The sequence below is a fragment of the Streptomyces sp. NPDC058758 genome, assembly GCF_042746075.1.
Taxonomy (GTDB): Bacteria; Actinomycetota; Actinomycetes; order Streptomycetales; family Streptomycetaceae; genus Streptomyces.
Window position 1 is genome coordinate 1 of record NZ_JBHYPS010000079.1, and the last position, 12,055, is coordinate 12,055.

General features: G+C 71.5%; 10 protein-coding genes and 1 pseudogene. 3 read left to right on the plus strand and 8 right to left on the minus strand.

Annotated elements, in window-relative coordinates; genetic code table 11:
- On the plus strand, window positions 1-312 hold a 312-nt coding region (locus tag ACFW6A_RS38765), incomplete at its 5' end, for a hypothetical protein (RefSeq protein ID WP_386646580.1).
- Here the strand turns inward: ACFW6A_RS38765 and ACFW6A_RS38770 are convergent.
- The 6 genes from ACFW6A_RS38770 to ACFW6A_RS38795 form a co-directional block, all read right to left on the minus strand.
- Entirely contained in the window at window positions 278-721 is a 444-nt protein-coding gene (locus ACFW6A_RS38770; protein ID WP_351852938.1) for a hypothetical protein, read from the minus strand. The two genes, ACFW6A_RS38765 and ACFW6A_RS38770, sit on opposite strands and share 35 nt — an antisense overlap.
- Before the next feature lie 668 nt (window positions 722-1,389).
- The gene (locus ACFW6A_RS38775; protein WP_386646582.1) at window positions 1,390-1,530 is read right to left on the minus strand and encodes a hypothetical protein; all 141 of its coding nucleotides are present in this window, start codon (window positions 1,528-1,530) and stop codon (window positions 1,390-1,392) included.
- A gap of 47 nt (window positions 1,531-1,577) precedes the next feature.
- Window positions 1,578-2,882: a BNR-4 repeat-containing protein gene (locus ACFW6A_RS38780; protein WP_386646584.1), complete on the minus strand. Its 1,305-nt coding sequence runs from the start codon at window positions 2,880-2,882 to the stop codon at window positions 1,578-1,580.
- Window positions 2,883-3,039: 157 nt separating this feature from the next.
- Entirely contained in the window at window positions 3,040-4,341 is a 1,302-nt protein-coding gene (locus tag ACFW6A_RS38785; RefSeq protein ID WP_351852945.1) for an extracellular solute-binding protein, read from the minus strand.
- Window positions 4,342-4,404: 63 nt separating this feature from the next.
- On the minus strand, window positions 4,405-5,325 hold the full coding sequence (locus tag ACFW6A_RS38790; protein WP_351852948.1) for a carbohydrate ABC transporter permease: 921 nt from the start codon (window positions 5,323-5,325) through the stop codon (window positions 4,405-4,407).
- Window positions 5,322-6,251, minus strand: coding sequence for a sugar ABC transporter permease (locus ACFW6A_RS38795; protein WP_351852951.1), 930 nt, complete (start codon window positions 6,249-6,251; stop codon window positions 5,322-5,324). The genes ACFW6A_RS38790 and ACFW6A_RS38795 overlap by 4 nt, the downstream gene beginning before the upstream one ends.
- A 336-nt stretch (window positions 6,252-6,587) precedes the next feature.
- Between ACFW6A_RS38795 and ACFW6A_RS38800 the strand changes: the two genes are divergently transcribed.
- On the plus strand, window positions 6,588-8,876 hold the full coding sequence (locus ACFW6A_RS38800) for an FAD-dependent oxidoreductase (RefSeq protein ID WP_386646587.1): 2,289 nt from the start codon (window positions 6,588-6,590) through the stop codon (window positions 8,874-8,876).
- Window positions 8,877-8,931: 55 nt separating this feature from the next.
- Here the strand turns inward: ACFW6A_RS38800 and ACFW6A_RS38805 are convergent, their stop codons facing one another.
- Window positions 8,932-9,720, minus strand: coding sequence for an IclR family transcriptional regulator (locus ACFW6A_RS38805; RefSeq protein ID WP_386646589.1), 789 nt, complete (start codon window positions 9,718-9,720; stop codon window positions 8,932-8,934).
- 111 nt (window positions 9,721-9,831) lie between these two features.
- Window positions 9,832-10,833 (minus strand): acetylxylan esterase, encoded by a 1,002-nt coding sequence (locus ACFW6A_RS38810; protein ID WP_386480297.1) that lies wholly within the window; start codon window positions 10,831-10,833, stop codon window positions 9,832-9,834.
- Window positions 10,834-11,473: 640 nt separating this feature from the next.
- Here ACFW6A_RS38810 and ACFW6A_RS38815 point away from each other — a divergent pair.
- Window positions 11,474-11,852 (plus strand): annotated as a pseudogene (locus tag ACFW6A_RS38815) (amino acid permease); the annotation flags it as partial.
- Between the last annotated feature and the right edge of the window lie 203 nt (window positions 11,853-12,055).

The window sequence follows — 12,055 nt, forward strand, 5'->3', positions numbered from 1 at the left end:
GGTGCCGCCATCGAGCAGATGCTGTTCACCACCGACTGGCTCACGGGCGTACGCGGCGCCGCGAACGCCACCCTCACCGAGCAGGCCGACTCCACGTACAGGCTGGCGTACGCCTTGTCGGGCGGGGGCGAGCTCCATCCCGACGCGCACAGCGCCGCTCTCGCCGACCTCCTGCACAGCATGACACCGGGCATCGTCGCGTTCGCCCTGCACCACCTGCGCCGGCCCCGGCGGCGACGTCGCCGTGCAGACACTCCGCCAGCTCCCGCGCCGCCGTTCAGCTCTCCGCTGTGTCCGGTTCGAGGTGGTTGAGGATGTGAGCGGCCAGCTCGTTCCGTGCGGCGCGCAGGGCTGTGAAGGCGGCGGTGGCCTTGCGCTGCAGCTCGCCGGTCAGGGGAGGACCGTGATGGGCCGCCTCGACGAGGACGCTGGTGGTGTAGGCGAGGGCGTCGCCCAGATCGGTGATGTCCCAACCGTTGTTACGGAACCGCGGGTGCGAGGGGATGCGCAACTCCGGAGCCAGGGCATTGTGCTGACGGGGGTGCGTCCACCAGAGCCCTTCGTAGAGCCCCTCGTCGAAGGCGTCGTTCACCGCCTGGCGAGCCTGTCCGCACGCCTGCGCCAGGCGACCGGCGTCAACCGGCCGACCTGCTTGCAGTTCCGCCCACGCTTCCTCCAGCAGGTCCTGCCAGGCCCGGGTACCGCTGCGCAAGCGGATCATCCGCCCCACTCTCGCCTCGTGCCGCCCCCGGCTCTCGCTTTCCTTCTGAACATCTCTTTGGCGTCGGTGCAGCAACAACGGTCCCGCGACCGCCGCGCCGGCCCCGATAAGCGCCCCGATAACCCCACTGACCAGGCCGTATAAAGCAGACTCATCTGGCATGTTCATATTCTGCCGGGCGTCCGCGGTTCCCACAGCCACTCAGGGGAACAGGCCAGGCGCAGCTGCATGGTTGTCGTACGAGCAGGTGCGGGGGCGTGGTCCTTTACTCCCCGGTGAACCGAGCGGCGTGCCCGGAACAGCAGATCGCTACCACCTGTTGTTGATGCCGAACGTCGAGGGCGGTACGTGCACCTGCGACCTCATCGAGCGGTTCGGGCCACCTTCCGATCGGGAGGGTTACGGGGACGACTTCTGACCGCTCCCCCACCACACGAGTCCCCGGGCCCGCCGACAGGGCCCGGGGTCTCGTGCGCTCGGCGCTGCAACGCGGTGGTGCAACAGCGGTCCCCGGTCGGGCGCCTGGCGCTTTCATCGCAGGTCAGACGTGCAACACGGCCGGGGGTTGCCGCAGCGGCGCGGGGGCCGGCTGGAGCGCGTCCCAGCTTGCCCATCGAGGGAGAGCAGCCGTTCGGAGGCCGTCTGCTCGTCGCGCGGCTGAGGCACATTCACATGGTGGCCTCTGTAGGGCGCTTGTCGTCCAGGTGGTGGCAGTACGCCGTGATGACACCGATCTTCTGGCCCTGCCCCGCGTCGTACTCGCCGTCGGTGGTCTTGCGGGTGTACTGCACGACGACGGTGAACCTCACCTGCCGTGGCCTGGCCGCGGTCCCGGGGGCCGGCGCTTCGGAGTTGCTCAGCGGGTCGCGTAGTAGAGGGCGTTGTGCGCGGTGTCCGGAACATAGAGCACATCGTGGCCGTCGGAGTTCCGGCGTACCGCGAGCCGGTCCGCGGTCACGCCCGGGGTGACGGAGAGGGCGGTCCAGGTCCCGTCCGCCGACTGGGTCGCGGAGAAGACCCGGTCGGTGCCCGAGGCGGTCACGTAGTAGATCCGCTTGGTGTCCGTCTCGTCCCAGGTGATGCCGAGCGCGCTCGCGGTCTGTCCGCCGGCGTACACGGTCTTGCCGACCCAGCCGCCACCGCTCGGATAGGCGTAGTAGACGCGGAAGTGGCCATCGCTGTCCGCCGAACGGTAGCGGTAGGCGATCTTCGGGGTGGAGCCGTCGAGGGTGAGCTTGGCGCTCTGCACCGCCGGTCCGGTGTACGCGTTGTCGGTGCTCCACTCCTCGCCGGCGGTGAGGTCCTGGACGACGTCGGAGGTGGCGGGCGTGACCGGTGTGGTGACGGTGGTGTTCGCACTGTCCGCGAAGGCGCCGGTCGACGGGTCGTAGGACAGGTACGAGAGCTGGTGGCGGAACGCGGTCGCCGGCGCCTTCGCCCACTCGTAGAGGAGGTGTACGCGGCCGGAGGCGTCCACCGTGAGGTCGTCGGGGTACACGGAGCGGTACAGCGCGCTCGCGAAGGTTGCGACGACGCTCCAGCGGGAGGCGGCGTTGTCCCAGCGGTACAGCTTTCCGGGGCGCCGGTCGGAGGCGGCGCCGACGCGGGCGGCCAGGTACAGGTCGCCGTTGGGGGCGGTGGTGACGATCGGGTAGGTGATGCCCACGCCCTGGTCGGGCAGTTCGGACGCGTGGTCGGTGACGTCCCCGCCGGGGGCCTCGGTGCGGAAGTAACGCCAGGGGTTGGCGTGCATGGAGGTGAAGACGTGCAGGCGCCCGCTGCCGTCGCGGGCGACCGACGGCTGGTTGTGGCCGTTGTCGTCGGGGAACTCGGCCTGCTGTCCGTCCCCGTTCAGCAGCGGCAGCCGGCTCCAGACGCCGTCCGGGTCGCGCCGTGCGATGGCGGGCCGGTGCGTCGCGGCCGTCGAACCCGGCTCGTTGAAGGCGAAGTACGTGTACTGTCCGCGGCCTTCGTAGGTGGCGACGGGCGTCCACCAGGCGGCCTGGTTCGACGCGTCCATCGCGTACGGGACCTTCTCGATCACGGTCGCCGCGACCGCCGTGGTGTGCTCGGTGCCGGCCCCGGCGGCCGGGGCCGGCAGGAGGAGGGCGGCCAGGGCCGCGGCCGCGGTCGTGTACGTGCGGAGCAGGTGACGTCGCAAGATGAGCCCCTTCGCGGGTGCGGGTGCGGGCGTGGCGGATGACGCGCACGGCGTCGGCCGGGGAGCCGGTCGGCGCGGTCTTCGTGCGGGGCGGGGGCGCGGACGGGGCCCGGCGACGCGTGCGGCGTTCACCGGGCCCGGGCCGCGGCGCCCGGTCTCAGCGCTTGATGAGCGCGGCGGTGTCCTCGCCGGCCTGCTTCATCGCGTCCTTGGGCTTCGCCGTGCCGACGAGGACCGCCTGTACCTGCTTGGCGATGGCCTCCTCGATCTGGGCGCTCTGCGCGAACTGCCAGAACGGGCTGCCGGTCGCCGTTCTGGTGATCTTCCGGGTCCACTCCGTGGTGAACGCGTCCTTGGCGACCTCGGGGGCGGCGAGACCCGCGGTGGTGGACGGCGGCAGGGCGCGGGCGGCGAAGTACTCGGAGGTGGTGGCCCGGTCGGTGGTGGTGTGCAGCGCGAACCGGGTGGCCGCCTCCTGTCCCTTGCCCTTCACGATCGCGATCACGCCGCCCCACAGCAGCGCCTGCGGCGTGTCGCCGGCCTTGAGCACCGGACGTTCCATGGGCTGCATGGCGTCGGCCAGCGTCTTGTCCTTGGACTGGGCGGAGGTCACGCCCTTCCCGATGATCGCGTCGTCGTAGAAGGCGGCCTTGCCCTGTCCGAACAGGGCGCGCGCGTCGAAGCGGTCCACGTCGGCGGCGATCAGCTTCTCGTCGTGCAGCTTCTTGTACCAGGTGACCGCGTCGACGGAGGCGTCGTCGCCTATCGTGACCTTCCCGCCGTCGAGCATCGTGCAGCCGAAGGTCTGCATCCACGGGAAGATGTCCTTGAGCTGCGCGACCTTGGTGGCGGCCGCGTACGGCACGACGCCGCCGCCGAGCCCCTTGAGCTCCCGCAGCGCGGCCTCGAACTCCTCGACGGTGGTGGGGTGCTTCTTGATGCCCGCCTTCTCCAGGAGCTTGGAGTTGGCGATCACACCGATCGATCCGGTGTTCCACGGCAGTCCGTACTGCTTGCCGTCGTAGACGCCGCTCTTGAGGGCGACGTCCGTGTACCCGGCCTCAGCGGCCACCGATCCGAGGTCGAGCAGCTTGCCCATCTGGGCCATCGCGGCGAGCCAGGCGATGTCGAGGTGCACCGCGCCTGTCGTCTCGCCGCCGCCCAGCTTGAGGGTGAGCTGGCTCAGGTACTCGTTGTACGGGTACGAGACCGCGCGGACGGTCGACTTCTCGGCCTTCTCCCACGCCGTGATGATCTTCTCGATCGAGGGCTTGGCGGCCTCCTCGTTGAGCGACCAGGAGGTGAAGTCGAAGTCCTTGGACTTCGGGTCGCCGCCGTTGGACGGGGAGCCCGCACCGGACGGCGCGCAGGCGGCGAGCGCGCCGGCGCCCGCTGCACCGAGCGCGCCGAGGCCGAACATGCGCAGCGCCGCGCGCCGGCTGATGCCAGAGGTGGTCATGATTCTCTCCATGGGGAGTGTGCGGGAGGGGGGCGTGGAAGGGGGCGGGCCGAACCCGCGGGTTCAGCTCTTGACCGAGCCGGCGGTCATGCCGCCGACCAGGTAGCGCTGCAGGAACATGAAGGCGACGATCACCGGGACGGACACCACGAGCGAGGCCGCCATCAGCTGGGGCCACGCGGTCTGGAACTCGCCGATGTAGGTGGAGACGAGCCCGGGGGGCAGGGTCTGCTTCTCCTTGCCGGCCAGGGTCAGCGCGAAGACGAAGTCGTTCCAGCCGCGCACGAAGGCGAAGAGCCCGGCGGCGATCATCCCCGGTGCGGCCAGCGGCGCCACGATGGAGTGCAGGGTCCGCCATCGGGAGGCGCCGTCGATGGACGCGGCTTCCAGCAGGGCGTCCGGGATGGTGTCGAAGATGCCCTTCAGCATCCAGACGCACAGCGGCATGGTGAACGTCGTGAAGGAGAGCACCAGGGCGGAGTAGGTGTTGAGCATGCCGAGGCTGGAGAAGACGGTGTACAGCGTCACCAGGAGGAGTGCCTGGGGGAACATCTGGGAGGCCAGCACCAGGTGCATCAGCGAGCGTCGTCCCCGGTAGCGGAACTTGGAGAACGAGTAGCCCATGTACGTGGCGACGATCACGCTCAGCACGGCGGTGATCGAGGCCACGATGAGCGAGTTGATCATGTAGTTGATCAGCTGGTCGTTCTCGGCCAGGGCCGTGAAGTTGCCGAGGGTGAGATCGGTGGGTATCAGCTTCGGCGGGAACTGGAAGGTCGACTCGGGGGTGCTCAGCGCGGTGGCGAGCAGCCAGTAGACCGGCAGCAGGCCGAAGGCGCCGATGACGGCGACCGCGCTCCAGGCGGCGATCCGCGAGCGCAGCAGGTCCTTGCGCAGGGGGCGCCGGGTGCCGCGCCCGGCCCGCGTGGCGGACGGGCGCGGGCGGACGGCCGCGGGCAGGGGGGTGGAGGTGGTGGAGGTCATCGGGCGTCGCCCTTCCGCTCGGTGATCCTGAGGTAGACGGCGACGAGGAGGAGCAGGAGCAGCATCCACAGTCCGCCCAGGGCGGTGGCCCGGCCGATGTCGAAGCCCTTGAAGGCGGTCTGGTACACGGCGGTCGCGAACGTCTCGGTGGTGCCGGCGGGCCCGCCGCCGGTGAGGACGTAGATGGTGTCGAAGTGCTGGAAGTTCCAGATGAACTCCAGCAGCAGCACGATCGAGGCGACGCCGCGGACCTGGGGCCAGGTGACGGCGAAGAAGCGCCGGATCGATCCCGCCCCGTCCATCGAGGCCGCCTCGTGCAGTTCCCTGGGCACGGTCTGCAGACCGGCCAGGAGCATCACCATCATCCAGGGGAAGCTGGCCCAGGTCTTGGTGACGATGACGGCGAGCATCGCGGTGCCGGGCCGGCCCAGCCAGGCCACGGACTCGTCGAGGATGCCGGCCTCCATGAGGAGGCCGTTGAGCACTCCGTAGTTCGCGTTGAAGATCCACATCCAGAGGAAGGAGACCACCACGCCCGGGATCACCCAGGGGAAGAGGAACAGGCCGCGCAGGAAGCCGCCGCCCTTGAGGCCGGTGTTCAGCGCGAGCGCGAGTGCGAAGCCGATCACGAAGGGGACGAGGGTGGCGCCGACGGTGAAGGTCAGCGTCTGCTCCAGGATGGTGAGGAAGTCGCCGTCCAGCCAGTGGGCGAAGTTGTCCAGGCCGACGAACTCGCGGCCCGGCAGCCGCAGGTCCTGTCGGAAGAAGCCCGTGAACAGCGCCGACAGCAGCGGGTAGCAGATGATCGCGGCGAACAGGGCGAGTCCCGGTGCGGCCAGCAGCAGGGCGAACGCACCGTTGGAGAGCCGCCCCCCGGTCTGCTCGCGCGGCGGGGGCGCCTTCTGGGGAGGTGCGGCCGTACTCATGGATCTGTCCTCTCACGTGGTGGCGGGAGCTCCGAGGCCCTGGGGGTGCCGCCACTTCGATGAATACAAGTTGCAGCATGCGGGATCGTTCTTCATATCTTGCGATGGCGTCAACCCCTTTCGTCGGTGAATCACCGACTCTGCGAGGGGTCTGCGCACACGTCCGACCTGCCCTGAACGCGCACGGCGAATCACCGTGGCCGGGTGGCGGCCGCAACCGGAACTTACAGCGAGTCCCATTGATTGAACAGTGGTTGCACAATGTGGATGTGATGTACGTTCAAGGCCTCCCGCCGTGGCGGGAGTGTCCGAGCTTCACATCAAGGAGGCCGCACCGTGCGGGAAGAAGAGGTCCATTACGACATCGCCGTGATCGGCGGCGGCTTGGCGGGGACCTGCGCCGCCATCGCTGCGGCCCGGCTCGGTCGACGCGTCGCCCTGGTCAACAACCGGCCCGTCCTGGGCGGCAACGCCAGCAGCGAGATCCGCGTCTGGGTCTGCGGCGCCAGCGCACACGGCGTGCAGCGGTGGGCCCGCGAGACCGGGATCATGGGCGAGCTGTACACCGAGAACCAGTACCGCAACCCCGAGGGCAACCCCTACTACTGGGACCAGGTCGTCCTCGACGCCGTCCGGGCCGAACCGAACATCGACCTCTACCTCAACACCGATGTGCACGAGGTCGAGGCGAGCGGCCCCGAAGACAGCAGGGAGGTGCACTCCTGCACCGGCTGGATGATGGGCTCGGAGCGCCGCATCACCTTCCGCGCACGCCAGTTCCTCGACTGCACCGGAGACGGCCTGGTCGGCCACCTCGCCGGCGCCCGCTACCGCATCGGCCGGGAGGCCCGGGCCGAGTTCGACGAGCCCTGGGCGCCGGCCGAGGCGGACCGGGCACTGCTCGGCTCGACGATCCTGTTCCACACCAGGGACGCGGGCCGGCCGGTGAAGTTCGTCCCGCCCGCGTACGCCAAGGACCTGTCCACCACCTCCATCCTGCGCAACCGCGTCCTGCGCACCGGCGACAACGGCTGCGACTACTGGTGGATCGAGTGGGGCGGCGAGCTGGACACCGTCCACGACAACGAGCGCATCCGCGACGAGCTCCAGGCCGTGATCATGGGTGTCTGGGACCACATCAAGAACTCCGGCCGGTTCCCGGACGCGGCGAACCTCACCCTGGAGTGGGCCGGCAGCCTGCCCGGCAAGCGCGAGTACCGCCGCTTCCTCGGCGACCACGTCCTCACCCAGCGGGACATCCTCCAGCAGCGCCGATTCGAGGACCGGATCGCCTTCGGCGGCTGGTCCGTCGACCTCCACCCCGTCCAGGGGATGTACGCCGAGGAGCCCGGCGCGCGCCAGCGGTACGCGGACGGCGTCTTCCACATCCCGCTGCGCTCCCTCTACTCGGCGAACGTCACGAACCTGCACTTCGCCGGACGGAACATCTCCGCCACCCACATCGCCTTCGGGGCCACCCGCGTCATGGCCACCTGCGCGACGCTCGGCGAGGCCGCCGGCACCGCCGCGGCCCTGTGCGTCGCCGAGAACCTCACGCCGCGGGAGCTCGCCACCGAGCGGATGGCTCTGGTGCACCGCACCCTGCTGCGCCAGGACGCCTCCGTGATCGGCCTCGCCGACGAGGACCCCGGCAACCTGGCACGCGCGGCCCACGTCACCGCCTCCTCCAGCCTGACCCGGCTGGCCGCCGAACCCACGCGGGACGCTCCCGGCGCCCCGTACCCCCTCAACCGCGACCTCGCCCTCCTGTTGCCGGTCGACCCCGCCCTCGACTCGGTCGACCTGCTCGTCCACGGCGCCCCGGACGGCCGGTCCCGCGACCTCACCGTCGAACTGTGGGGCACGGGCCGGCCCGAGAACGCGGTCCCCGCCGACCACCTGCTCACGACCACCGTCACCGTCCCGCCCAGCGGCCCCCACTGGGTCACGGCCCGCCTCGACCACCGCCCCGGCACCCCCCGCAACGCGATCCTCATCGTCCGGGCCTGCGCCGACACGGCGCTGGTCCTCCTCCCCGAACGCACCGACGGCGTCCTCGCGCTGCGCAGGAAGGCCGAGGGCGACGCGGGCGTCGACCACGACATCCCGGAGGAGGACGGCCAGCCGGTCCTGGAATGGCAGGCCCGGGGCCTGCGCCGGCAGACCTTCGCCTTCCGGGCGGCTCCCGACACCGGGGCGTTCCGCCCCGAACGGGCCGTCGGCGGATACCAGCGTCCCTACGGCGGCCCGAACATGTGGTCGTCGGCTCCGGAGGAAGGGTCCCCCTGGCTCCGCCTCGACTGGTCCGCCCCGCAGGAACTCGCCGAGATCCGCCTGGTGTTCGACGACGACGTCGACGAGTACCTCAACAACCTGCACCGCCACCGCACCCCGTACGAGGTCATGCCGGAACTCGTCCGCGACTACCGCGTCCAGAGCCGCGACGCCTCCGGCGCATGGCGCACGCTCCTGACGGTGACGGACAACCGGCGCCGCCACCGAATACACCCGCTGACCGCTCCGGACGGCGGCCCCGTGCGCACCGACGCCCTGCGGCTCGTGGTCGACGCGACGCACGGGGCACGGCACGCCCACGTGATCGCCTTCAAGGCGTACGGCGCGTAGCCGCATGGCGGAGGGGGAGGAAGCCGATCGGCTTCCTCCCCCTCCGCCATGCGTGTCACAGCGCGCCGAGTGCCTGACTGATGGCGTCGGCGGCCTCGATGACCTCGCGCACGAGCGCGAGGCGCTGCCCCTCGGGGTCGGAGCCGTCCCCGAACACCGACGTCGGACCCCACAGGGAGATGGCGGCGACGATCTCCCCCGAGGCGTCACGGACCGGCGCGGCCAGGGACGCGCGACCCAGGGCGCGCTCCTCGGCCTCGACGGCGTACCCGGTCCGCCGGACGGTGTCGATCTCGGCGTCGAGGAGGTCGTGACTGGTGGTCGTGTACTCGGTGTGCGCGTCGAGAGGGTCCCCCAGCAGCGTACGGCGCTCCGCGGGAGACAGGCCCGTGAGCAGGCACTTGCCGATGCTCGTGGCGTGCAGCGGGGCGGTGTGCCCGGCCTGCGTGTAGGACTTGGGGGCGCGCGTGCCCTCGAAGTTGCACAGGAACATCAGCTCGGCGCCGCGGCGCACGGCCACGTTGGCCCCGAGCCCGGTACGGGTCGCGAGGCCTTGGAGCACCATCCGGGCAGCCCGGTGCACGGGGTGGCGGTTGGCGGCGGTGGCGGCCAGGGGGAGGAGGCCCAGGCTGAGGCGGTAGAGGTTGCTGACCGGGTCCCGCTCGACCATGTCGAGGCGTTCGAGGGTGGACAGCAGGCGGGAGGTGGTCGAGGAGCCCAGTCCGGTGAGTTCGGCGACATCGGAGACGCGAAGTTCGGGTCGGCCGGAGTCGAGTGCGCGCAGCACCGACACCGCCCGTTCGACGCTCTGGTTCGTTCCTGCATCGGTCCCCCGCGTGGTCATGACCCTCCTCGTTCTGCAAACCTTTTGCACATTCTGCATCAGCATATCGCTTCCGAGGGAGGGTCGTCCCTGTAGTCCGTCGCCGTGGCGGCTCCCCGGCGGGGCGTGCCGTTACGGGGTCCGACCCGACAGGAAGCGTCGCTGCGCCTCCTCCAGGGCCGCCGTCTCGGCCGGTTCGCCGGGGTGGTCGAAGTGTCCCGCCCGCAGCACCGTGAGTTCGCGCGGCCCGGCCAGTGCGTTGTACACCGCGAACTGGCCGGGCGGGGGCACGTGCGGATCGAACAGGGCCGCGCCCACGTGTACGGGGATCCTGAGGTGCCGGGCCGCGGTCGCGGCGTCGAAGTACGCGAGGACGTCCAGCACCGAGGGGTCCTCGGCCAGCCGGGCACGCACCGACTCCCCGCTGCCCGTGCACGGAAGCGTCGCCCGGAGCGGGTGGTTCCCGAAGGTCGGTACCGTCAGGCCGGCGGCCCGGAAGCGGTCGTCCCAGGGGAGCGCCAGCGCCCCGATGCCACCGCCGAAGCTCGTGCCCAGGTACGTCAGCCGTCCGGCCGCCTCCGGCACCAGCCGGCGCAGTGCGGTGGCGGCGCACCAGACGTCCGCCACGCACCCGCCGATGAGGTACGACTCCCGGGCGCCGATGCCGTGCAGGACGTGCCCCGCCGACTTCGAGGGGACGCCGGGCAGCAGGCTTCGCGTTCCCAGCCCGCGCAGACAGGGCCAGATGGTCGCGGTCTCCGGCGGGGACTGCCAGGGGGCCGGAGCCGTCCGGCCTCCGTATCCGTGTGCCGCCACACAGCCCTGCGTGACCCGCCCGTCGGCGGGGACGGTCAGCCACCCGCCGATGCGGACGCCGTCGGCGGACGTGTACGAGACGTCGGCGACCCGCGTGCCGTCCACCGTGCTCCAGGGCCCTTCGATCCGGGGTGCCGTGTCCACGCGCAGCGCACGGGCGTGGCGCTCCCGCCAGAAGCCGGCGAAGTCGTCCGGGCCGGCGGGCGCCTCCACCGCGAGGAGGCGCCGCAGGTCGTACCCGTGGGTGGGGTCGAAGGGAAAGTCGTGGGGCAGCAAGCCGGGTTCGCCGGCGTCCGTGGTGAGCGGATGGGGGGACAAGATCTCTCCTTGCTCGGTGTACGGGGTGACCGGCACGTCCCGCGGAACGGTTCCGGCGCGACGCACCGGGTCCGGTCGGTTCCGGTCCCCCGCCGCGGGGCCGGTCCGCGGCGCGTCGGTGACGTCCTGCCGGGCGGTGCGGTCACGGGCTGCCGAGGCGACGGGAACGATGGGTGCGGCCGATCCGGGCGGCCACACGGAGGGGGCCGGGGCGGCGCAGGTCCGTCGTTCGGTCTCCCGGGCCGTACGGGAGCGGCCGCCGGTCCGCCGTGCGCGTCGCGAATCCGTAGCCGGCCATCAGGCCGGGGAACCTCGCGGTGCGGCCGGCGGAGACCCCGACGTGATCTTCGTCGCCCGCGAGACCATACGGCGATCGTCCCGCGCCGTGCAAGAGGACGGGACCGGCCGCCGACGGCCTCGCCCCCGTCAGGCCACCCGACCGCCCGGTCCCGGCCGACGCGGGGCCCGCTTCTTGCGGAAGGCCTCATCTGCGCCCGGTGCGCGGGGTGAAGAGACGCGTGTCCCGAGAGGGACGACGGACGCCTCCATCCCCGCACGACACAACAGACGAGACCCCGCGCCTTCTCGCCCCGGAGGCACCGGCGCGCATCAGCCGCTCCGCCAGGCCCTGACCAGCCGCCTGCTGTACTTCTTCATCCTCGGTGACGTCCTCGGCGCGGGGGTGTACGCACTGATCGGGGAGGTGGTGGCCGCCAAGTCGGGCAGCGGCATGTGGGCGGCGCTCACCCGCACGCCACCGCTGGCCCTCCTGACCGCCGCCTCGTACACCGAACCGGCGACGAAGTGCCCGAGGGCCGGGGGCGCCTCCCACAACGCCACGCGCCTACGGGCCCGCCGTAGGGCTCTTCGCCGGTTACTGCACGCCGGCCGCGGGCATCGTGTCGATCGCGGCGCTCTCCCGGGGTTTCGCCGGGGACCACCTCGCCTCCCTCGTGTCCGTGCCGATGGTGTTCGTCGCCGTGGTCTTCCTCGTCCTGCTAGCGCTGTTGAATTCGAGACGTCCGTGAACGTCACCGAGGAGACACTGGACCCGGCACGCTCCTCCCCCCGAGCCCTGTGCGGCGCGCTCGCCGCCGCCGGGCTTCATGTACGCCGCCGTGGGGGGGGGGGGGGGCCCCCCCGCCCCCCCCCCCCCCCCCCCCCCCCCCCCGCGGGGCCCCCCCCGCAAGGTGTGGGGGCGGCCGCCGGCGGAGCCCCCCGG